Origin of the sequence: Weissella viridescens, from assembly GCF_001437355.1 — a bacterium.
GTDB classification, from domain to species: Bacteria; Bacillota; Bacilli; order Lactobacillales; family Lactobacillaceae; genus Weissella; species Weissella viridescens.
The window spans coordinates 170,018-193,343 of sequence record NZ_JQBM01000003.1; the positions used below are offsets into that span (position 1 = coordinate 170,018).

General features: G+C 39.4%; 27 protein-coding genes and 1 pseudogene. All 28 read left to right on the forward strand.

Going from position 1 to position 23,326, the window contains the following annotated elements; genetic code table 11:
* The first annotated feature begins 94 nt into the window (after nt 1-94).
* The 28 genes and pseudogenes from IV50_RS05875 (at nt 95) to IV50_RS06005 (ending at nt 23,101) form a co-directional block, all read left to right on the forward strand.
* Entirely contained in the window at nt 95-463 is a 369-nt protein-coding gene (locus IV50_RS05875) for a hypothetical protein (RefSeq protein ID WP_057746457.1), read from the forward strand.
* Nucleotides 450-938, forward strand: a complete 489-nt coding sequence (locus IV50_RS05880) for an HNH endonuclease (protein WP_057746460.1) — start codon at nt 450-452, stop codon at nt 936-938. Before IV50_RS05875 ends, IV50_RS05880 begins: the two co-directional genes overlap by 14 nt.
* Before the next feature lie 170 nt (nt 939-1,108).
* On the forward strand, nt 1,109-1,510 hold the full coding sequence (locus IV50_RS05885) for a phage terminase small subunit P27 family (RefSeq protein ID WP_057746463.1): 402 nt from the start codon (nt 1,109-1,111) through the stop codon (nt 1,508-1,510).
* Between the two features lie 3 nt (nt 1,511-1,513).
* A complete protein-coding gene (locus tag IV50_RS05890) occupies nt 1,514-3,451 on the forward strand; it encodes a terminase large subunit (protein ID WP_057746466.1) in 1,938 nt (645 codons plus the stop codon).
* On the forward strand, nt 3,441-3,635 hold the full coding sequence (locus IV50_RS05895; RefSeq protein WP_057746469.1) for a DUF1056 family protein: 195 nt from the start codon (nt 3,441-3,443) through the stop codon (nt 3,633-3,635). The genes IV50_RS05890 and IV50_RS05895 overlap by 11 nt, the downstream gene beginning before the upstream one ends.
* Nucleotides 3,635-4,831 carry a phage portal protein gene (locus IV50_RS05900; RefSeq protein WP_057746473.1) on the forward strand — a complete coding sequence of 399 codons (1,197 nt, stop codon included), beginning with the start codon at nt 3,635-3,637 and terminating at the stop codon, nt 4,829-4,831. Before IV50_RS05895 ends, IV50_RS05900 begins: the two co-directional genes overlap by 1 nt.
* Nucleotides 4,815-5,546, forward strand: coding sequence for a head maturation protease, ClpP-related (locus tag IV50_RS05905; protein ID WP_057746475.1), 732 nt, complete (start codon nt 4,815-4,817; stop codon nt 5,544-5,546). Before IV50_RS05900 ends, IV50_RS05905 begins: the two co-directional genes overlap by 17 nt.
* Nucleotides 5,546-6,783, forward strand: a pseudogene (locus IV50_RS05910) (phage major capsid protein). The gene IV50_RS05905 and the pseudogene IV50_RS05910 overlap by 1 nt, the downstream one beginning before the upstream one ends.
* 60 nt (nt 6,784-6,843) lie before the next feature.
* Nucleotides 6,844-7,188 (forward strand): head-tail connector protein, encoded by a 345-nt coding sequence (locus tag IV50_RS05915; protein ID WP_057746478.1) that lies wholly within the window; start codon nt 6,844-6,846, stop codon nt 7,186-7,188.
* Between the two features lies 1 nt (nt 7,189).
* On the forward strand, nt 7,190-7,552 hold the full coding sequence (locus IV50_RS05920) for a phage head closure protein (RefSeq protein WP_057746481.1): 363 nt from the start codon (nt 7,190-7,192) through the stop codon (nt 7,550-7,552).
* Entirely contained in the window at nt 7,518-7,967 is a 450-nt protein-coding gene (locus IV50_RS05925; protein WP_069201677.1) for an HK97-gp10 family putative phage morphogenesis protein, read from the forward strand. Before IV50_RS05920 ends, IV50_RS05925 begins: the two co-directional genes overlap by 35 nt.
* Nucleotides 7,964-8,332, forward strand: coding sequence for a DUF806 family protein (locus IV50_RS05930; RefSeq protein WP_057746487.1), 369 nt, complete (start codon nt 7,964-7,966; stop codon nt 8,330-8,332). The genes IV50_RS05925 and IV50_RS05930 overlap by 4 nt, the downstream gene beginning before the upstream one ends.
* Nucleotides 8,333-8,986 (forward strand): major tail protein, encoded by a 654-nt coding sequence (locus IV50_RS05935; protein ID WP_057746490.1) that lies wholly within the window; start codon nt 8,333-8,335, stop codon nt 8,984-8,986. It begins immediately after the preceding gene.
* 87 nt (nt 8,987-9,073) lie between these two features.
* Nucleotides 9,074-9,643: a hypothetical protein gene (locus IV50_RS05940; RefSeq protein ID WP_057746492.1), complete on the forward strand. Its 570-nt coding sequence runs from the start codon at nt 9,074-9,076 to the stop codon at nt 9,641-9,643.
* 38 nt (nt 9,644-9,681) lie between these two features.
* Nucleotides 9,682-9,882, forward strand: a complete 201-nt coding sequence (locus tag IV50_RS07865; RefSeq protein WP_143696181.1) for a hypothetical protein — start codon at nt 9,682-9,684, stop codon at nt 9,880-9,882.
* Between the two features lie 2 nt (nt 9,883-9,884).
* Nucleotides 9,885-14,990 carry a phage tail tape measure protein gene (locus IV50_RS05945; protein WP_057746495.1) on the forward strand — a complete coding sequence of 1,702 codons (5,106 nt, stop codon included), beginning with the start codon at nt 9,885-9,887 and terminating at the stop codon, nt 14,988-14,990.
* A gap of 14 nt (nt 14,991-15,004) precedes the next feature.
* On the forward strand, nt 15,005-15,820 hold the full coding sequence (locus IV50_RS05950; RefSeq protein ID WP_057746498.1) for a phage tail domain-containing protein: 816 nt from the start codon (nt 15,005-15,007) through the stop codon (nt 15,818-15,820).
* 8 nt (nt 15,821-15,828) lie between these two features.
* Nucleotides 15,829-16,926 carry a prophage endopeptidase tail family protein gene (locus IV50_RS05955; protein ID WP_269079380.1) on the forward strand — a complete coding sequence of 366 codons (1,098 nt, stop codon included), beginning with the start codon at nt 15,829-15,831 and terminating at the stop codon, nt 16,924-16,926.
* Nucleotides 16,919-17,284 carry a hypothetical protein gene (locus tag IV50_RS05960; protein WP_057746504.1) on the forward strand — a complete coding sequence of 122 codons (366 nt, stop codon included), beginning with the start codon at nt 16,919-16,921 and terminating at the stop codon, nt 17,282-17,284. The genes IV50_RS05955 and IV50_RS05960 overlap by 8 nt, the downstream gene beginning before the upstream one ends.
* Nucleotides 17,281-17,655, forward strand: a complete 375-nt coding sequence (locus tag IV50_RS05965) for a hypothetical protein (RefSeq protein WP_057746507.1) — start codon at nt 17,281-17,283, stop codon at nt 17,653-17,655. The genes IV50_RS05960 and IV50_RS05965 overlap by 4 nt, the downstream gene beginning before the upstream one ends.
* On the forward strand, nt 17,656-19,023 hold the full coding sequence (locus tag IV50_RS05970; RefSeq protein ID WP_057746511.1) for a BppU family phage baseplate upper protein: 1,368 nt from the start codon (nt 17,656-17,658) through the stop codon (nt 19,021-19,023).
* Between the two features lie 9 nt (nt 19,024-19,032).
* On the forward strand, nt 19,033-19,434 hold the full coding sequence (locus tag IV50_RS05975) for a hypothetical protein (protein WP_057746514.1): 402 nt from the start codon (nt 19,033-19,035) through the stop codon (nt 19,432-19,434).
* Nucleotides 19,427-19,612 carry a hypothetical protein gene (locus IV50_RS05980; protein WP_057746517.1) on the forward strand — a complete coding sequence of 62 codons (186 nt, stop codon included), beginning with the start codon at nt 19,427-19,429 and terminating at the stop codon, nt 19,610-19,612. Before IV50_RS05975 ends, IV50_RS05980 begins: the two co-directional genes overlap by 8 nt.
* 45 nt (nt 19,613-19,657) lie before the next feature.
* A complete protein-coding gene (locus IV50_RS05985; protein WP_057746520.1) occupies nt 19,658-19,867 on the forward strand; it encodes a hypothetical protein in 210 nt (69 codons plus the stop codon).
* Between the two features lies 1 nt (nt 19,868).
* Complete coding sequence (locus tag IV50_RS05990) at nt 19,869-20,147, forward strand: holin (RefSeq protein WP_057746524.1); 279 nt, start codon at nt 19,869-19,871, stop codon at nt 20,145-20,147.
* Complete coding sequence (locus tag IV50_RS05995; RefSeq protein WP_057746527.1) at nt 20,128-21,228, forward strand: glycoside hydrolase family 25 protein; 1,101 nt, start codon at nt 20,128-20,130, stop codon at nt 21,226-21,228. Before IV50_RS05990 ends, IV50_RS05995 begins: the two co-directional genes overlap by 20 nt.
* Before the next feature lie 223 nt (nt 21,229-21,451).
* Nucleotides 21,452-22,255, forward strand: coding sequence for a HipA family kinase (locus IV50_RS06000; RefSeq protein WP_057746530.1), 804 nt, complete (start codon nt 21,452-21,454; stop codon nt 22,253-22,255).
* 15 nt (nt 22,256-22,270) lie between these two features.
* The gene (locus tag IV50_RS06005) at nt 22,271-23,101 is read left to right on the forward strand and encodes a DUF3037 domain-containing protein (RefSeq protein WP_057746533.1); all 831 of its coding nucleotides are present in this window, start codon (nt 22,271-22,273) and stop codon (nt 23,099-23,101) included.
* Nucleotides 23,102-23,326 lie beyond the last annotated feature (225 nt).

Sequence of the window (23,326 nt, forward strand, 5' to 3'; positions counted from 1 at the left end):
GGACCAAACCAAGGAAGTACATAAGAGTAAACCAAAGCCGTGTAAGCCTAAAGCAAAGACACAAGTGGTTAGATACTAAAGGAGGATGATAATAATGATTAATGTAGTAGAGGCACGCACAATGACGAATGCAACCATTGTTAACATTAAGGAGCAGGCAGTTAAGGACTTAATGCCAAAGATTAATGATGTGATTGAATCAGCAATCAAATGTGGAAAGAAAAAGGCTCAAGTTGTTATTAACAATGAAATGAATGAGGAACAGAAGCAAAGAGAAGAGCAATCACTAATCTCATTCATCAAATATAACAGTAATGAATATGTCATCAGTGCCATTGTTGAAGAGCTAAAACAATATGGTTATGCAGCATCAACATGTACAGAACTTAGAATGTTTGGTCGTCAAGATGTTAATCATATGGCAGTAGATATCTCATGGGCAGAAGACAATGCCAAGAGTTAAGCAGTGTCGTAAGGTTGGGTGTCATCAATTAGCAACAAACGGAAGAGCATACTGTGATGACCATCGAGACTTGGAAGAAGCAGACAAGAATAGACATGATAAGTATATGGCACAACGATACAATAAGCAGACACGTAATAGGAATGAGACCAAGCAAGAACAGACATCATTCTATCGAACTAAGCAATGGGTTGAGTTGCGTAAGGTTGTGTTGAATCGTGATAGTTACTTGTGTCAGTACTGTGCAGCACAAGGACGAGTGACACCAGCTAAGGTAGTCGATCATATTGTGCCAATAGAATATGACGTAGATAGAAAGGCAGATGTGGAGAACCTAGCAATCATCTGTGGACGTTGTCATTCTAAAAAGACGGCATGGGAACAAAGCTATTACGGAACGGGGACGCAACAAACAAAACATAGTGTCCCCGAAATAAAATCAGTGGCGGCGATTGCTAAACTTATCGAGAAATAAATTAGGCCCCCCCTATGGTTGCAGATGCAAAGGAGCGCACACAGTTCGTGTTCTTGTAAAAATTCCCGATTTTGAAAACTTTTTTTCAAGCAAAAAAAGCCCAACGCGGGCGTTTGTAGTAGAAATATGAGAGAAAAGTGCACTAGAGTAATTTAGAAAGGAGTTGATTTATGACTAAGGGAATTTCAAATATGCCACCGCGTTATTTAAAAGGCGAAGCTCGTAATTTATGGCAACGGTTGGTACCAGTATTGAAAGAGAATTTCGATATTCAGCTTCTGGATAAGACGCTTATTGAGAGTATCTGTATTAATTACGATATTCTACGACGAAGTTATGCGGAAATCAATGACGAAGATGGCGTTGGTATTCATTATTGGTCAGAAAGTGGCATGTTGAAGTCAAATCCAGCCATTGCCGATATTGATCGCGCCAGCAAAAATATTAAAGCTGGTTGTGAGGCGTTGGGGATGACACCTAAAACACGTTCGGAAATTATGGCGCTAATGGATGATACGTCAGATGATGATACAGACTTTATGGAAGAATTGAGAAAAATGGCGGGAGGATAACTTTTGAAAAAAATAGATTTAACGAAGTCGAAAGATGTCTCAGGGTCATTTTTTACTTTTGATTCATCAGCCATTAAACAAAAATATACTGACGAAGCAACGCAATACGCTTTTCGGGTCTTAGAAGGTAAACAAACTGCCGGGTATCAGCTACAACTAGCTTGTTTACGCCACGTTCGGGATTTGATGCGCGTTGAAGAATGCGATCCAGAATTTTCATACGTTTATAGTAGTGAGAAAGTAACGAGTATTTTAACCTTTGCAGCTTTGTGTCCTGATCCAGATGCAGGTAAACCATTACCATTGATGCCATGGCAAAAATTTATTTTATGCCAATTGATTGGTTGGCGGACGTCAGGACGCGACGATAAACGTTTTACATTAGCCAGTGTCAGTGTGGCACGTAAACAAGGTAAAACATATTTTGCGGCTATAATTTTAGCTTATTCATTCTTATTAGAGAGTATTGGTATGCATAACCAAGATTTTCTAGCCGCTGCTAACACGTCTGATCAAACAGCTAAATTATATGGTTATGTGAGTGACATGATTGGTCTACTGATTGAAAAGCAACCACTATATCGTGAATATGCAAAGCGAACGGGGGTTATTGTTCAAGAAAAGCAAATCATCGCCAAAAAGGTACGTAACAGACTTGTTAAGGTTTCCAATGAATCTGGTAAATACGATGGGTATCACTTTACGACGGCTGTCTATGATGAAGCAGGAGACGAAAAAGCCGGTAAGTATACGTCGCGTATCACAACGGGACAACAAGATGTCCGGTATCATCAATTTATTAAGATATCAACTGCATATGAGTTTTTAGGAACGGAATTTCACAATGGTTTGAAGCGTGGCCAAGAAGTTATGGAACAAGATTGGAACCGTGAATATGACTATGAATTGTGGTTAGTCTGGGCTCAAGACGATGAAAATGAAGTTTATCAACCCGAAACTTGGGAAAAGTCTACACCGCTAATTGGGATGCCCAGTCGACACGATTCAACTATCGATTCATTGATGAAGTTGCGCGAGAATATGATTACGCAAGGTAAACTGGCAGAGTTTCAAAATAAATCGATGAACATCTATCTTCAAGATTCAAACAGAGCCTACCTGCGTCTATCAGACGTTGACCGCGCTATTGTCCCTGAGTTTGAGATTGACCGCCGTAAAGTCTACATTGGCTTTGACTATTCCATGATGAGTGATAATACGGCGATTGCGTTTGTTTACCCCTATATGGAAGAGGGGCAGCCGAAATGGCATATTGAGCAACATTCCTTTATTCCTTGGGAAAAAGCGGGGTCAATTGAAGCTAAGGAAAAGCAAGATGGTATTATGTATCGTCAATTAGCAGATAAGGGATTTTGTACAATTACATCACATCCACAAGGCTTGGTGAATGACGATCAAATTTATCGGTGGTTGATGAACTATGTCGATGAACATATGTTAGACGTACAACTGTTCGAATATGACCCATTTGGATTGACCAAGTGGGCCAAACAACTAGAAATCAATGTCGATTGGCAATTCATGCCTGTAAAACAAACAACACCTTATCTTATGCATCCAACTAAGTTTCTACAAACGGCTTTTGTTGAAAATTCAATTACACGATTAGATGATCAAGTCATGGAAAAGGCGCTGTTAAATGCTGTTATTAAAGAAGATAAGATTGGTATTCAGGTTGATAAAGATAAGGCAACATTAAAAATTGACGTAGTCGATGCCATTATAGATGCCTTGTATCAAGGTATGTACCATTTCGAAGATTACGCTGATATTAATGATCCTAAGAAACGCGTTGAGAATATGTCTAATGATGCCAAAGCGGACTGGATTTTTTCAGCGGATGGCGGCATTATGACTGAGGAAGAGTTGGCTAGGTTACAAAAAGAACTAGAAGAATTGGAGAATGGTAATGCTTTTTAAAAAATTATTTGCGAATATTTGGGCACTCTTAGATGTGTTCTTGTTCTTAGCTGCTGCAATTACGTTTAATTGTGGTGGCTTTTATTTAGGTCAAATTTGGGGTTATGGGACGCTAACCATTACTTTTATCATTGCTGGCCTATTAGTCGAACAGATTTCAATGAATAAAGGAGGTGATGCCTAATGCCCATCTTTGGACCACCGAAGTTCTTTAACAATGGTGGTGAAAAGCAAGTGTTGAATGTTTCAACCGGTGGGCTGTCAATTGATAACGGAGATATTTTAAATCAACTGGGTTTGAATGGTGATTATGTTAGTGCAGATGATGCCCTACATGATTCGGATGTGTATGCTATTATTTCAAGATTGAGTTTTGATTTAGTTTCTGCTGATATGACTTCAACAAGTCAGAAAGCAGATGCGATTTTGAAGAATCCGACACCTATGACTAATCAGTTGGCTTTTTGGCAGTCAATCTTTGCACAACTATTGTTAGGAGGTGAGGCTTTCGCCTACATTTGGCGAAATAAGAACGCACAAGTAAGATCACTGGAATATTTACGACCAAGCCAAGTACAAACAATGCGCTTAGCAGACGGCTCTGGGCTCATCTATAATGCAACATTTGATGAACCAAGTACTGGTTTCGTGCAAGCCATTCCGAGTGCAGATATGTTGCATTTCCGTTTGATGAGTTCAAATGGCGGTAAAACGGGGATTAGTCCGCTTTCTTCCTTAAGCGATGAGTTTAAAATTAAGCGTGAGGCTAATCGTTTGTCGTTGGCATCACTTGCAAAATCTGTTTTTACACCCGGGGTGCTTAAAGTTGGCGTTGAGAAGGGGGGCTTACAAGGTGCAGTTGAGAAGACGGCTTTATCCCGTTCCTTTATGACACGTTTGAATGCGTCAAATGGTGGACCAATTGTGTTAGATGAACTGGAGGAGTTCACACCATTTGAAGTGAAGAACGACATTTCTAAGTTATTAGCCTCAACTGACTGGACCCGTAATAATATTGCGAAAGTCTATGGAGTTGATGATAGCCAACTGAATGGTAAGGGGGATCAACAATCTTCCATTCAAATGCAAATGGAACAGTACATCAAAAGTCTACGTCGGTTCGCAGTGACGATTGAAGCTGAATTAAGCAATAAGTTACACGGCACTGTGAAACTAGATTTACGACCAGTTTATGATATTTTAGGTTCAAATACGGCACGTGAAGTAGCGGCGCTGATGAAGGAAGGCGCTTTGACATCTGGAGAAGCCAAATACCTCTTAAAAGAACGTGGCTATTTAAGTCAGGATTTCCCTAATATTCCAGAAACAAACCCACGATTTATTAAGGAAGGAGGAACTAATATTGACAACGACACTTAATTTAACCGGACCAATTGTCGGGAATGACTCAAGTTGGATTTATGACTATTTAGGAATAGATTGTATTAGCCCTAAAAATGTGATGGAGTCCATCGGTGATGCATCAGAACAACTTGTAATCAACCTGTCTTCTGGTGGTGGTGAAGTAACTGCAGCTAGTGAAATTTATACTGCTTTACGTCAAATGAATACAACTGTGTCTATTAATATTACGGGTATGGCGGCAAGTGCAGCATCGATTATTGCCATGGCCGGAGATACGGTCAATATTTCACCGACAGCACAAATGATGATTCACCAAGCCAGTTTACGCGATGTGAGTGGAAATAAAGATGATTTAACGCATTTATCAAATATTTTGGATAAAACAGACCAATCAATAGTGCAAGCATATGTTGATAGAACTGGGTTACCTGTCGACAAGATTGTTAAAATGATGGCGGATGAAACCTTTTTAACGGCCCAAGAAGCTGTTGAGTATGGGTTTGCGGATCAGATTATGTTTACTGGTACTGGTACGCAGAATAAAGTGACGAATAGTCTTGAAACAGGGATGTTTCCGGATGACGTCATTAACAAGATTGGAACATTAATTTCAGTCAAAGAGCAGGTCAAAAACGAAAAGGCACAGGAAGTGCCCGATACAAATACTACAGAAAGTCGCCAAGCACAACGTAGTGCTAAGGCGGCTATTTTATTGGAGGAATTGAATTAATGACACAAACACTAAACGAATTAAACGATGCGTGGGTTCAAGCTGGTCAAAAGGTAGCTGACTTACAAGCAAAGTCAATTGCGATGATTGACCAAGATGATGTGACGACAGAAGACATTACTAAGGTAAAGAATGAACTTGCGGTGGCAAAAGAAAAACGTAATTTAGCTCATGATAACTTGGTTGATGCGCGTGCCAACGAAGTTAACCAACTTACAGGTGAAGATATTGATCCGTTGAACGCGGATGAAAAGAAGATTGAAGATAAGTTTATTAGCGATTTTACAGGAATGATGCAAAACAACCCGACAATTGTTAATGAACTTAATTCAAAAACTGACGCAGATGGGAATGCGGCTGGGTTGACTATTCCAACTGACGTTAAGACGGCAATTCGTCAACTAGTCCGCCAATATGATTCTTTGGAACAATATGTTACTCACGAATCGGTGGCTACAACATCAGGAAGCCGTGTGTATGAAAAGTTTTCCGATATTACACCATTGGCTAACTTGGATGATGAAAGTGCGCAAATTGGTGATAATGATGATCCAAAGCTTACGATTATCAAGTATACGATTAAGCGTTACGCCGGTATTAACACAGTGACAAACTCATTGTTAAAAGACACCGCCGAAAATATTTTGGCGTGGTTGAATACTTGGATTGCACGCAAAGTTGTTGTTACACGTAATCAAGCGATTATTGAGAAATTTAATGCAGTACCAACTAAACCAACGTTGACTAAGTTTGATGACATTAAAGATTTACAAAGTTTGATGACATTAAAGATTTACAAAATAAGTCATTGGATCCAGCCCTACTTTCAACGTCAATGTTCATTACTAACCAATCTGGTTTTGCAGCGTTGGCAAAGGTTAAGGATGCTCGAGGTGATTATCTCATTCAACCAGTTGTGTCTAATCCTGAAATTAAGCAAATTGGTGGGAAGCAAGTTGTTGTCGTGGCAGACCGATGGTTACCAAATCCAGCTAAGGACACCATGCCTTTGTACTTTGGTGATCCAAAGCAAGCGATTACGTTATTTGACCGTGAGCACATGTCACTGCTTTCAACCAACATTGGTGGTGGGGCATTTGAACGTGATTTAACTAAGGTTCGTGTGATTGACCGCTTCGACGTTGAAGCAACCGATTCAGAAGCCTTGGTTGCAGCATCGTTCAAGACCATCGCGGACCAGACACCGACTGGAACCGCTACGGAACCGACGGCTTAACGTAACAGAATTTGTCGCCAATAAATAAACAGTTCGTAAGGGCGGCGGTTAGGAGAATGCATGACTGAAGAGAGTTCAAAAGATGGTCAAAAGGAGCCTTTGAAGCAACTGAAACTATCCTTACGTCTGGATATGGATGAAGATGATGACTTGTTGCAGTTGTATCTCGATACGGCTACTGCATATATTCAAGGCGCTGTCGGCGACGAAACATCTAAGTTTTGGCAATTAGAATCGGTTAAGGCGTTATTTAGAACCGCGCTCATTGCTCAGGCAACAGGATACTATACAGCTCGAACATCCTTGTCTAATATTCCAATGTCACCCGTGAACATGTCGGTAAATTCAATCGTTGGTCAATTAAGAGGACGATATGCGACGTACCTAGAACGGATGGAGGGTTGAGATGAAAATTAATCCTTATCAATTTACAGAGCGTATTAGTTTTGGTTATCTAGATCAGGGTGATGAAGATGAGAATGGCCAGGCGACAAATGAATTTAAACCAGATTTCAAAGTTTGGTTTGGCTATCGTCAGCAAACCTTGAATCAACAATATACATTAGAGGGTCTGAATGTTAGGCATACGAAACTCATTGCTATTCGTCATAATTCTAAGGTAGTAGAGGGGATGTATGGACAAATTAAAGAGAATTTATTTCAGGTTCTAAAAATTAGTTCAGATGAACGAAATGGGAATGGATTAAACACCTATGATATTTTGACGCTGCAAGATGTTGCGAAAAGAGGTGCCAAGATTGGGGAATGATGATTTAGAACGCCAACTGGAACAATGGGCACAGCAAATTGCACGGAGCGTTAACCTGACAGTGGAAGACCAACGTAAAGTTACACGAGCTGGCGCAGAAGCTGCGAAAGTGGTTATTGTTGAAGAAACGCGCAAAAAACACTTTGAGTCTGGACGCGATACATCAAAGATGGCGCACTTGGCTGATTCGGTGGTTGTAGGGCGTGAAGAAAAGACACGTTCAGATGGTTCAACGAGTTATGGATTTGACCATGATGACGTCAATCATGCGCGTATCGCACGCTTTTTAAACGACGGAACGATTAAACGCCCGGGTGATTCATTTTATGATCATGCACGCGAGATAGCAGTTGGGCCCGCGCAAGCGGCAATGGCAGAAAAACTGGCGAAAATTCAGGAGCGTAAAGCACGATGAGTTTATTGAAAGAAGCTAAAAACTTAGTTCGAGCCAATGCAAATTGGGCAAAAACGGTTTATTTGAATGTGGTTGATGTCAAGCAGCTTGATTCAAATGAAACTTCGATTTTAATACGAAATAGCACGAGTAGTCCGACGGATTACGGTAGTAATCAATTTCATACTTATCAGGGGAGCATCCAAGTCCAAATTTTTTTGGGATTGCATGCTTCTTTTGATTTAGAAGAAAAGTTGATTGAATTATTGAAAGTGTTTAATCAGGAGGGGTGGCGCATTCTTGATACAAAGCCTGCGATACCTGACCCAGATACACATCAGTTAACAGCCACAATATTAGTAAGTAAAACAAAGGAGGCATTTTAAATGTCATTAGGAATTAACCGCGCATGGATTGCGCTTATTGATAGTAAGACCAACAAAATTATTACCGGAATTGATGGCATTAATGGCCGTACCGATGACAAAAGCGGTATTTTTCAAGCCGATGTAAAGAGTGCTTGGGGTTTGGTTGGGTTTAACTTAACCAACATGGCCGGAAGTCAAACTGATATTTATGGATCTAACCGAGTCGTTTATATCTCACAAGGTAAGGCAGCACCACAAGGTGTGCTAACAGCCAATGCGTTCCCACATATGGTACTGAATCGTATGTTAGGACGCAAGGACAAGGGAAACGGTGGATTCGAGGCCGCTGGACAAAGTAATACTTATGTTGCTTTGTTGGTTGAATCTGCTGAAACATTTGATATTGAAGAGCCATTATATGTTGGATTCTATAAGGCAATTGGACAAGACCCATCACAAAATATGCAAACAAACAACGCCTCTGAACAACGTCAAACAAATGATGTGACGTTTAAGGCAGCTGAACGAGGTGATGATGGATTTGGGGCATGGTATTACGTAGATATGCCAGCTTATTCAAAAGAACATATGTTTGAGGACTTCTTCCCTGGTGCAGATGTCAGCAAATTTACAACAACCGGTGAAGATATTTCACCAGCACCACAAGGTTAAATATCTTAAATACGACGGAACAGGGTCGCCATTAAATGCACAATACGCAAGGGCGGCTAGTACATACCAATAAGGAGTAACTAATTTATGGCGAAGACATTAACACTAAAGGAATCAAACGAATATTTTGGATTCAAAGAAGGCAAGCAATTAAGTTTTGTGGCCACACAAAAGATGTACCGCCGGACTGTTCAATACAATCGTGATTTGACGAAACAAAGCTTAGAAGATGTCAAGTTACAACAACAAATTCAAAAATATTGGACTGACGTTGAACAATTGACCAATATGATTGAAGATATTCGCCTAAGTACACTCGACGACGACAAGAAGTTTGAAAAAATTGAAGAGTTACAACGTATCTTGGATACAAAACAAAACCCAGCAGCAGATGGTGAATATGTTTTACGGTCAGTTGATCGGGATATTGACGCACTGGACGCAGCCGTTAATTATTTACATGATGTGATTGATGCTTTCTTATCAGAAAAGCAACGTGACACCATCGATGAAGCAAACGGTACAGACACGATTGACCTTGCTCGTCGCGTCGCTGGTTTGATTTTGGGTATTGAAGAAGAGGATGATACTGGTACAAAAAAGTCAGAAGCAGACCGGGAACAAGAAGAGGACGATAAGTCGGGTTTAAACAACTAGTTCATAACTATCAATTTTGGGATAACCTCTTAAAAGACTTGGATTATGCAGAGCAACAGGCTTTATATACGCTGCACATACCACCTACTGAATACGAAGAACAACCGTATGAGCGTATGATGGAAGTTTTGGCTGCTGAATCACGGAATGATCGTCCAATGAGTGGACATGAGTACGTGGCACACCATCAAATTAATCTTGATCAAGCTAATGACCAACTCAAAAAGAAAGGAGGATAGTGATGAATATTTTAACGAGTGAGATGGTATCTCGTGTGACGCTTGATACATCGCACGCCCAAGGGGCATTACGAGACTTGCAACGTGAATCAACAGCCACTACGCGTGAATGGAAATCAATGTCTAGCCAATTATCTGCCGCAGGAGATCAAGCGGGAGCAGCTTCAGCTCGAATGAATGGGTTGGGGAATACGATTGCTAACCAAAAACAAAAAATTGAGATTTTGCAACAAGGGTTGCAAGGCGTTAATCGGGAAACCAAGGCTGGAACTTCTTTATATAACTATTTGCAAAAGGAGTTAGAAAAAGCAGAACGCCAATTGGGGTCATATGATGGACAATTGAAGCGAGCAAGCGAAACGGATAGATATTATCAGTCGGGATTAGCAAGTTTGACTCAAAAGTTACAACGGAACACAGATATAATGCATATCCGTGAACAACGACTGCAAGCACAAGGACGTGAAGAGGCTGCTGCTAAAACTCATGTAGATGGTTTGAAAAACTCTCAGGAAAGTCTCTCGGGTATCTTGAAAATTCAAGAGAGAGAATTGAATAGAGTGGCGAGTCAAAGCGGTAAGACATCAGAAGAATACCATAAGCAAGCTATGCGAGTAGAAGAGACAAAGAAAAGCCTTGCTGAAACTAGAGCTGAATTGAAGTATTATCAATCGGGACTAGCTGGTGGTGAACAAAAGCTAAAAGAGTTGAACACTGCATTAACCCACAATAATGAGTTGTATAAAGCGAATGCCGATCGTTTAGAGTTGCAGGGACGTCATAACGCTTCGTTACAAACAAAGTTGGCAAGAACTAAAAACGCTTATGCTACTCAGAACAAAGAGCTTAGCGAACAACGTGAACAACTTAAGCGACTTGAATCAGCGCAAGATAGAAGTAACGAATCTTTGGCTAAGCAACGGGCAGAAGTGGCTAAGTCAGAGGCTAAACTGGCTGGTTATGGTAAAGAGATCAAGACGGTTCAACGTGAAGTGGACCATTTAAATCCATTCGGGTTCTCAAAAATGGGACAAGGAATGAACGCACTCTACCAAACATCAAACAAGACATTTGATTCAATGCATCGTGGCTTCCAAAGCGTTCGTAATGGTGCCATGAATGCAGCACTTGGAATTGGTGTCGTTGGCGCTGCGTCTATTAAGGGTGCTCAAATGGCCTCTGAACTCGAGAACCAATACAAAACGACCTTTAATCTACTTGTAACGGGTGGAAAAAAGGCTGCTGAAGCACAGAAAAATGTGAATAAGATGCAGTCGGAAGGCAAGCGCATGTCCGTTGAATACGGAGTGGCGCAGAGTAAAATTGCAGACGGGTATCAAGAACTAGTTAAACGTGGATATTCTTCTGAGCAAGCACTTGGGTCAATGAAGACTATGCTACAAGGTGCCAGGGCGTCTGGAGATGACTTTACAGACGTTGTGCACAATTCAACTGCAGCGTTAGAATCATTTGGAAAGAAGACGGATTCAGTTACAGGAATGGCTAAGAATACCAAGGTTGTGGTTAATCAAATGGCATTTGCTGCTGATGCGACTGCCACGGATTTTAAGAGCATGGGTATTGCTATGGAATATACCGGTGCAACGGCTCATCAATCTGGTTTAAGCTTGTCTGAAACTGCCTCGGCTATCGGTGTTTTGTCAAACAACGGTTTGGAAGCCGATAAAGCTGGTACAGGATTGCGTAAGGCAATTTCATCATTGCAATCTCCAACCAAGAATGCAACCGAAGCGTTGAACGGTATTGGGCTTTCCACGAAAGATTTTGTAGATAAAAGTGGAAAGATGAAGTCTATGACAGAAATTTTCGGTATGTTAAATCAACATACTGAAAAACTATCTAAGTTCCAAAAAGGTCAACTCTTCCATGCATTATTTGGTGCTACTGGAGAACAGGCTGGAGCCATACTATCTTCGAATGCCAAAGACCTGGGCGAGTTGAACAAGAAAGTTGAAGAGTCCGCTAAAGGGCAGGGATATGTAGCAGACCTAGCTAAAAAGAACATGGGTTCAGTTAAAAACGAGTTAGCTCAGTTCAAAGAAGCTGGTAATGCAGCCTTGATCATGATTGGTAAGGAAATGTTGCCAGTCTTACGTGAGGCTTCTGTTCAACTGGTTAAGACTTTTGATTCTAAAGAGGGACAAAAGGGGCTAAGAACATTGGCACATGGTGTTGGTTTCTTGGCAAAATCAACAGCTGATTTTGTCGGATTTTTAGGATCACATACGCATGAAGTGGAAGCATTCGGTGCAGTACTTGGTGCAATGTGGGGCCTTAAAAAAGTTGGACAATTTATTATCTTGGTCAAGGACGCGAAGACGGCTCTACTTGAATTAAAGGCTGTTAGTACGGCTATGGATTTCATTGGTGGTGGCTCAATTGGTAAGATTGGAAAAGTCGCTAAAGGGACCCAAGTCGCAACGACTGCAACCAAAGGCGCAAGTTCTATTGGGGCAGCAACGGCTGGTGCAAGTGAAGCTGAGGCAGTTACAAGTGTTGCAGCTAAAGCTGCGCCGGCTTTAGGGAAAGTATTGTTGAGAGCTACCGCAACTGGCGTAGGTGGTGGTGTTATATCAGGTCTGATGGAAGCAACAAGTAAAAAGCCAATCCATGAAAAAGTGGGCGGCACAATCGGTGCAGGTATCGGAACTGGTATTGGTGCCTTTTTTGGTGGTCCAGGGGGCGCTATGCTTGGTGGAACGATTGGCCAAAAAGCTGGAGAGCTGTGGGGTAATGAAGTTCAGAAGAGCTTAAATAAAAAGCCTATAACGCCAAAGATTAGTCTCCATTCCCAAAATAGCAACATGAAAAGACTTGAGAAGCAATACAATAGTTTCATTGGGAACCTAAGTAAGAATACTCAACTTAACCCAACTATTAGTACAAAAGACTTAAAGACCCAAGAAAATAGTGTATTAAATTCATACAAGCGTATGGAGTCAGCTATCAATAAGTTCTACCAAAACAAAGAGGCGCAATCGCGAAAAGATTTACAAGTTTTGGTGAAAAATGGTGCAATGAGCCAAAAGGAAGCTGATAAATATTACGAGCGAAGTAAAAAGAACGATACCAAAGAGCAAAAAGCAAAAAAAGACTTACTTAATGGTATGAAAAAGGACACCACGAATTATTATGCTCAATTGCAAAAGATTCATAGTGGCCAGGATAAAAAGCTTCAGGATATCGAAAAGAAGTACGGTAAGAGTTCTAAGCGATATAAGGATGAACAGCGGAAGTTGGAGCAAAAAGCTAATAAAAACTATCAAGATCGTTTAGTAAAAGATAATGATAAGTTCCAGAAAAACATTAATAAGATTGTTCGTTCAGCCAATACGAAACAGTTAGATATTCTTCACGACTTGCAGAAGAAAAAAAGTAAAATTTCACAATCGGAAATGAGGGATTCTATTGCGAAGTCTAACAAACAAAAGAATGTGCTCATTAAAGATGCTAATGAAACTTACCGAAAATCTACTGATAGTGCAAAAAAGAAGCGTGATGAAACGATTCGTGCAGCTGATAAAGAATATTATGAGAATGGTAGTATTTCTAAAAAGCAACGTGATGATATTGTTGGAAAGGCTAACGACACTTATCACAATTCTGTAGATGCTGCCAAAAAACAGAAGAACGAGTCTATCGGACACGCTACTGAACAGCATAATAAGGTTGTTGATCAAGCCACTAAACAAGCCCATGAGCATAAAAACGCTGTTGATGATGAAACAGGAAATGTTCTAGATGGTTGGAGTCAAATGTCGAGTGGATTAGCTGATGTCGTCAACGGGATTACTGGTGGTATTAATGGACTACTAAAGGTGATCGATAAAGACCATCCGTTGCATATTCCTAAATGGACACCAGGTAATTATGTTTCATCTAAGATACGCAATAAGGCGTATGGAGCTCATGCACTTGGTCATCAAGGGTTGCCAATTGATGAAATTGCGTTGGTTGGTGAAGAAGGATTCGAACTAGCTCACCATCCACAAAAAGGGTTGTTTGCTTTAGGCGTTAATGGACCCGAAGTTCGTCCGCTTGATGCGGGCACTTCAATTTTGCCGCATGACTTATCTAAGCAATTTATGGCGATGACTCAAGGCCTACCGGCCCACAAAGATGGTGTGGGTGGATTTATTGGTGATGCCTTTAGCTGGGCTAAAAACATGTTTAAAGACGCTGAGTCAATCCTTAATAAAGGACCCAAAAAGGCATTAGATATGGTTGAAGATAAGGTTGGCGTCAAAGGGTTTATTAATCAGTTTAGTCAAGCTGGTTCTGGCTTATTGGGATTTGCGCGTGGTGGTGTATCTACTGTTACAAATGCGTTATTGAAACGGATTAAAGGAATATTTGACAAGGCACAACAAGAAATTAATGCTAAAGACATTGGTGCTGGTGGGAACTGGCGCTCTCAAATTGAGAAAGCTGCTAAAGAAGCCCATGTAACACTAGGCTCAGGAGATATGCAAGCCATTATGGCGCGTATTAATAAAGAGTCGGGTGGTCGACAAAACATTAAGCAACAAATCTACGACATTAATACAGCTAATGGGAATCCTGCACAAGGACTATTGCAGTATATTCCGCCTACTTTTAGATCTTGGGCTGTGTCAGGGCATACGAATATCTTAAGTGGATATGATCAACTTATGGCCATGTTCAATGACTCTAATTGGGCGAGTGATATTCGAATGCCTGGTGGTTGGGGTCCCACGGGACATCGCCGTTTAGAAAATGGTGGTCTTACAACCAAGCACCAAATGGTTGAGATTAGTGAGAACAATCAACCTGAAATAACGATTCCAATGGCAAAGGTCAAAGGGAGTCGTGGTTATGAACTACTTGGTCAAGCAGTGACAATGTTTGCAGCTAGAGACCAAATGGGGATGTCAAACGTTTCAAGTGATGCAGCAGTTAATGCTTTGAATAACAAGTTTGATAAGATGCTAAATTATTTAAGTTCAATTGCTGAGAACACGGGTAAGGAATCTGTTTCAAGGACCTATGTTGATCGTAATGAACTATGGCAAAAGCAAAGTTCAGATAAGCAGTTGTTTGAACGTCAAAATCTTAATTTCACATAGAGAGGAGTTTATTTGTGAGTCATTTTTACATTAAACAAGTTGGTCAGGAAGAAATTGACCTGACACAGCGATTACCTTCATTAATTTATTTAGATGGTTTGTTTACACCTAATTTCACGAATACCTATCAGGAGAACGTAGGAACTGATGGGAGTCAACTGACATCAGTCGCATTCGGTAAAGCCACTTTCGTTGCTAACTTTTTTATGCCGGCGACTGATTATCATGAGCATCAACTCATGCGACATGAATTTTATCGGCAATTTGCTCAAAGACCATTGTTACGTGTACGGACAAGCGATGATCCAGATAAGTGTTTTTATGGTCGACCAGTTAATTTTCCGTTAGATTCATTGGCAGATGGGAATAACGATTTTAAGATTCAAGTGACTTTTGAAGTGCCAAGTGGCTTTATGTACTCCGTGCGACGAAGCGACCAGATATCTGATGAGTCATTTGGTATGAATCTAGTGGACATATCACCCAGTTATGCACACAATGAGCGTGAGTTTACAATCTATAATGCAAGTGATATTCAGATTGACCCATATTATCAGCGCCATGATTTGAAAATCAGCATGGCTATTGATGAATCAATTACGATAACGAATAAAACGAACGGCACACATTGGTCGTATAAGGGCAATTTGTCGGGAAAAACAAAAGTGGTCCTTGATGGGCTAGTAACTTACAAAGAGGGTAAACAGGATAGTGTAAACACTGATTTTGGGTTTATCAAACTAGAGACAGGTGAAAATGATATTGTTGTTTCGGGTGCAGCGACAATCCATGAAATCACATTCAGTTTTCCATTTTTGTATTTGAGTTGATGAATAACATGATACCAAAAGTTAAGGCACGGAACGGCACCCAAATCGAGCCCATGTCTTGCTTAATTTTTAATTCTTTTGAGTATGATGTGCAAGTTAACACGCAACGGCAAATTAGTTTTGTGGCCAGTGATGACCATAGCTTGGCTTATCGTTTGATTCAAGAAAATAACTTAGTTGAATTTGACGGGCAGGATTATATTATTGAGCAAATTAACCGAGGTTATGTGAATGGATATGCAACTGTTAGTGTGACGGCACTACACATTTATACAGACAGTAATCGAATCATTAAATATGAACAAAATTCAGGAGTTAAGACGTACAGTGTTCAAGACGTTTTGAATTTTTATTTTTCAGGTAATCGATTAGGATTTACTACTCAAGTGGTTGGTGATTTTCCTAAGAAACAAATTGAAGGATTAGGTGGCAATTCAGCCTTTGAAGGGTTGGCTAAGATTGTGAGCACTTGGCCAGATGCAGTAATAGACCACGATAATAAGAAAATCGTTGTGTATCAGCATTCCCAAAAGGTCAAGCACCGCGGTAACCGATTGAGCTATGGCCATAATTCAGACAATATTTCACTAAGCACAGATATCTCGCAAATGATTAATTCGTATTATGTAGAGGGTGGACGAAATGATAAAGATAAGCCTTATTTTCCGGCGCATTTGGTGAAAGATGAAGCTTCTATTGCTAAATATGGTGAATGGCCCGGTGGAATACTTTCTGATGACCGCTTCCATAATGCGCAGGAGATAGATGATTATGCGAGAAGTCATTTTATACTGGATCCCCCACTTAATATCACAGTAGATTATAAGGGACATGAACAGCCAACTTTGAACGAGTTAAAGCGGTTTGAAATTATTGAGTCTGGTTATGTAACTGATGTTGAAGTTGTGGGGTTTAGCTGTTTTCCATACGACCCCAGTCAAACGACCAAGGTAACGTTGAACAGCTTGAGAAAAACAATTCTGGACTACTTTAATGTGCAACGTAAGCAGCAGAAAGTTGTTGCATATGATAGTCAACAAATTAATCAACAAATTAAAAACACGCTCAATCAGGGATTGGCATGGGACTGGAGGGGAAATGAATAAGATACCGAGTCGTATGACTGTGACACCATCAGGTTCACAATTTGGAGTAGATCCATATTATGGAGTGTGGGGGCGTATTAATGGAGTACAAAGGAATATGGTTCAACCTGATGGCGTACATTTGATGCCAGAAGATTTTAGCGATATATCTTTGCCAGCCATTAATTTTATTGATGATCAAGGTGTTACCCATCAGCTCTCCATTACAAGCAACCAGCTGCTAACAATTGATGATGAAAGTATTTTCGATTTAAAAGGAAATAGTTTGTGTCTAAGTAGTCCGAATGGACAAAAGTATCGGTTGAAAGTTAGCAATACGGGAGAATTAGGCACTGAGAAGGTGGAAGAACCAGTATGAACATAGTTAACTACAATAAAAAGTTGAATGAGGTTGTTAAACGCGTAGTCCATTTACAACTAAATGATAGTGAAGCGTACCCAGAAGTTAAAATTACAAGTGAAAATGATTTGAAAGCCTTTCTAGAAATGGAACAGGCTTTTAATTTTGTCATTGGTAAAATTAACGAATTAGTTTTAAACACACAGTCACAGGGGTGGGTGAATTTTCAAACAGGATTAGGACTTATGACGATGCAACCCATTAAATTAAGCTCGCTTAAATTTTTAGATGATGACCTAATAGCACAGCAAACTTTCCAAAAAATGGAGCAAAAGTTAAACGAGATACAAGCAATGTACAACGATTATGGTGTACAGAAGGAGGAATAAATGGCAACTAAAGAAGAAGCAGTCATTCCGCTAGTTAAGCAGGGGGTTTATGGCATTTTAAATACCACACTCACGTCTGACGATACAATGTGGTTTGACGAAATGAGTGGCGATTTGGGAGATGCTGGTCGAACAGTTTATTTAGCGATTAAAGCCAGAGCTGCTAGTAATGATCCAAAAGCACCGCTTGTCCCAATGAACATGACCGGACGTGATGTACGTTTAGTTGGGCATGATGCCCAGGGCGTTTTTAAGAGTGTGGGTTTGGCGACAAAAATCGTTGATGCAACTGCCGGTTTAGTGGAAATGACTTTGCCACGTGCTTTATATCAAGCGGTTGGAGCATACCAAAATGCTGAATTTGAGATTTATGAAAAGCAAGGTAATACAAAAGTTTCATCTGTTCGAGTAGGCTTTGAAGTCTATAATAATCATGCCCACATGACCACAGGCGAGAGTGAGATGTATGTTGATGAGTTTGATAAATTAAAGCTCAAACTTGAAGCAGCCACTGCTGATGAAATTGACAAGCTAAATCAAAAATTTGGTGATCTCATTGCACAAGTTTCAATTGCCAAGAATAACGCCGACGCATTAAAGCAATTACTCGCAACATGGACTCAAAATATTGCAGATAAGTCAGTCGCTTTGTTGAATGGTGATAATCAGTTCACCGGTAAAAATAATAGCTTCACATATCCAGTTAGTGGTTTTATGACAGGGATTACAAATAAAATTTATACAGTAAATGACCCTAACCAGGACGTTAATGATATTAATAAGCTGCGTAATTTACCGGAAGCAACAACTACCGTTGATTATTATTCAAATAACGGCACATTGAATAATCCTATGGGTAGTAATTACTTTGCGGTTGAAACCCGAAAAATCACTAGGGACACGGCTTTTCAAACCATTACCAATATGAATTTGGTTGATGGTGAGACTAAAACGCGAACAGTTCAAGCTATGACTTCTCAGCCTGTATTTGGTAATTGGTATACAACGGCAAAGTGGACTCCTTGGCGTACGTTAGTGCCTTACTTAGATAAGCAGTTCACAGTAGGCAATGTCGCACCTATGTATCGCATTGACGGTAATTTGGTGCATATTAAAGGCGATTTAACACCAGCTAAAACATTGCCTAATAAGGATGTTACGACAGCCTATACAATGTTTGACAATTTGCCTTTTGATTTTGCTAATGCGCAAGTCCGCATTCAAGTCGGTTCAGGTTTGACTACCTTTGCGTTATTTACATCGGGGAAACACATGGAGATGCAAAAATATTCATCTGGAGGCCAACTAGTGCCGATTAATGAAGGCGGTTATATTGGGATGAGTGGCGTATTTAGTTTAGAAAATTAGGGGAGAATAATGACATTTCAAATTTACAATAAAAAACTTGGATTTTGGGTGAACGAAAGTGATTTCCCTACGCAAGACTCTAATTTTGGGAATACGGAAGTTCCTTTACCAGGCGAAGTTGGTCAGGGAATCACTTACGCCTTTGATGAAAGTATTCAAATGTGGCGTTCTTATACTGCGGAACAATGGGAGAACTACTTAGCAAAGAAGATGACACGTCTACCGGATAATGATGAGCAATTCAAAGCAATGGTAACGGAGCAACTGTTAAGTCTATCTAAGTCCGTGCTTAGCGCGTCAACCCAGCTCGCGTTGACGACACGTTCGGTCACAGAATTACAAACACAATTAAAGCAACTAACAGAGGCAAAGCAACTCACAGCGGCAAAGGAGGAAGCACAGCATGTTTGATTTATATAACAATCTGTACAAGTACGGTCTAATGAAGGCAAGCGACATTAAAGATATGGTGATATATTTACCAGCGTTTGGTTTGACACCATTAGATTATGAAAAGATCACAGGGAAATCTTGGACTGACGAAGAAGCTAAGACTACTGAAGAAGCTAAGGCACCGACACAATCTTAATGATGTAGCCTCTTTAATTTAAATGAAACACGGAGGAATACGATATTGAATTTTTGGCCACATGATGCAATCGGTTGGCTTGCGGTTATTGTGCCTAGTCTTGGGGCGCTAGGCTGGATATTGAACATTTATGTCAAAGAACCACTTGATCGCTTAACAACACAATTTGAAAAAATGAAAGATGATACAGACGCACGTTTAGAAGATCATGAACGCCGTATAATGTTTCTTGAAAAAGAAGGGAGAGGTCTTTAAAGTGAATCAATTAATTACAACCACATCGCTTATGACGCCTGTTTTAACTTGGGCTATCACGCAAGCGATTAGTAAAACGCCACTGAATAATCGGTGGTTGCCCCTATTAAGTTTATTGATTGGTCTATTGACAGGTCTATTTGTTGGGTACTTTGTAGACCCAGCACACTTAATGATGAATGTCACATTAGGAGCCTTCGGAGGAGCTAATGCAACATGGTTAGATCAATTTGTAAAACAAACATTTAAGGGAGAAACAGATGAACAAAAATTTAAGTAAGGCTGTCCTGGTGGCAGCCTTTTTATTTGGCACCGGTTTAGGTGTTTCAGACGGTCATGCAGATAGTTACGTGACAGATGTATCTAGCTATCAGGGCGTCATGAACTACAAGTCTAATGGATTTAATGGTGTCATCATTAAAGCCGGTGGTGGCGAGGGTACAACAGGTAACTATGTGAATCCATATGTTGGTGCACAACAAGCAGAAGCACGACGAGAAGGCATTCAACATGGATTCTACTACTACTTAACTAGCCATTTAAGTCCTGAACAACAAGCACGTCAGTTCTACAATATTTTAGGACCAGAAGATGCTCGGAATAAAGATATTCCAGTATTTGTGGACGTTGAAGAAAATGCTTGGGACGGTAACCACTTCCGTGGTGATGAACCAAAGCGCTTTATGGATGCGTTTTATCGCTTATCTGGTAAGAAGGTTAATGTGTATATGAACTTTGAAATGGCGACAGGTATGCACGGCCGTTTTGAATGGTCAGATATCAAGGACGCCAAATTGTGGTTAGCCTTATATCCTAGTGCAAACAACACCCAATATTACGGGCAAGCCTGGGCTAATCAAAAGTTTGCACAAATTCCATGGTTTAAAACTGTAGATATGTGGCAATACGGAGATGGTGGCGGTTTTGACCGTAACATGCAATATGGAGACTGGAAAAATTTGACGGGACATAAGTACACGCCAAGTAATCCAGTGCCTAAGACGACTCCACCGGCACAAAAGCCAAAACCAAAGCCAGCTACTCAAAAATATGCGACGTTTAATAACGTCTATGTCGTGAATAAGTGGATTAAATGGAATAACAAGTGGTATGTGACAAACAACGACTTTAGTATTCCAATTGAAGACTACAATAATTGGATCCCAGCAGGACCTGTTACTTTGACAGATCGTTACGGTCATAAGTTGAAAAATCAACTTGGCCAAGGTAATAACGGAAAGATGGAGTTCTTTACTTTGAATGGCAAGTATAAAGTGCTAGCTCAAGACGGTGACAACATCAAGCTTGAAATTGGTGGGGAACCAGTCTGGTTGAAAAGTGAGTTTGTAAAAATTAAATAGAGTGTGGTATAGTTTTATTTCTGTGATATTTCTAAACACACAGAAATGCTCATATTCCGTCTACCCTCGGAATAAAGCAAAAGCCCTAGTAGGTAATCATAACTGGTTACTTACTAGGGCTTTTTTATTTTATGTGTAGTTATGGATTTATCTGAATTTTTGCAAAGTGAGATAAAATAGTGTATTTTATAGTATTGTAGGTAAAAAAGGAGGTAGGGCTGGGATGTATGTTGTAAACGATATAATAAAAGCACAACCAGGTACTACAAAGCCCTATCTTGTGACCGCTACGCAAAGCGATGTTTCAACAGATATACCAGAACTTTTTGTTATAAAATTTATGCAAAATGCAGTAAATGAAGAAGTTTCAGGTAAAATTTTATTTAATGAGTATTTAGGAACTAAGCTAGGTAAAGACCTAGGATTGCCAGTTATGCAGGGAGAATTTTTTAATTTACCACAAAGTGTAATTAATACAAGTAATGAGTTAATTCGATTAGGCGCTGAACCTGGAATTTGTTATGGCACAAAATATGTAGACGGACAAACAGCTATAATTTCACCTAAGACGTTAGAAAAAATAAATAATAAAAAAGATTTTGGGAGTTTGTTATTTTATGATCAGTTTCTTTTAAATATAGATAGAGGCTATAATAGGGGGAATTGGTTCTTTGATGTGAACTTCCAATTAAGAGCTTTTGATTTCACACAAATATTAGGCGGCATTGAACAATGGAATTGTTTTACATTACAGCACTTAAAAGACAATCCGCCTAAATTAGTCGAATCAATGGATGATATAGAGTATCAGTATCTAGCAGATAAAATTGATTCAAGTAGAACTTGCTTTTTAGATATACAGCGAAAATTAACCAATATTGATTTTAATCATTATGTGCAAAGTATACCTCCCACTTGGGATATAACATCTGACGACAAGCAAGCTGTTGTAGATTTTTTGGAATTTCAGAAGCTGCATTCTGATGATATAATTAATTCGTTGAAAAATAAATTTAATTTAATGTAGGAAGGAGGGAATGAAATGCCAAATCTAGAAAATACTAGTAGCGAATCCATCGAATTGTATTTTTCTGTTTTAGAATATATACCAAGTGTTATTCGTGGTGAAAAAATTAATGTTGGAATTGCATTTCATATTCCTTCTGAAGAAACTGTTAAATTTGTGAAAACAAAAAACCTTCAACGAGTTCGAGCATTTGATGATGAACATGTTGAATTTTATAAATTCGTAATTGAGCAAATAGAAGATCAATTTACTTTTCCAAAGACTGATGAAATTACATTAGAATACCAAGATTATAATAAAGAGTATGACGATGTTGGAGAAATGAATTTTTTATCAAGTAGAACAAAGTATTATAATAATCAATTCCAATTTAAGCCGGTTGAACATGTAAATATACCGGAAAATGAAGTTGGGGATTATGAGAAAGATTATCAGAAGACATATTTGTATTATGACCGGCCTAAAAGTGATCGAATTACAACTGCCGAAGTTAAAAGACTATTAGGCAAGCAAATTACGGCATCAAAATTTGAAAATGTAAAAAAAGACCCAGATGTGATGGATGAATTTGGATTGACTAAAATATTTGACTATAAAATAGATGGTAAATATATTCTAACCATCGGGTTTGAGTACAAGCAAGGCGCATTTTTGTCTAAGGAATTAAAAAGACGATTATATGACTTAGAAAACTTAAATGAAGATGTTAGTGATATTAAAATAGTAGTTGATGATTTAGCTTCTGATTCTCCGACATATGAAAAATTTGAAAATAACATAAGTCAAATTTCGAAAGAAAAAAAATTGAATGTTGAGATTGTTAAAGTATCGAAATTTAATGATTAAAAGCCCTAGTGTGTAACTCTTAATTGAGGTACTTGCTAGGGCTTTCTTATTTGTAATCAGATGAAAGTGTAGTAAAGTGATAGATAGATATAGCTCGGATCCTTTCACTTGTTTGGTTGATTTATTCTGAAAAAATTCTGAAATTGAACTGTTTAGGCGTTGGTATGATAACGTTTGAATATTTCCAATTCGAATATGAAGAATAAAACAATAAACCGTTGATAT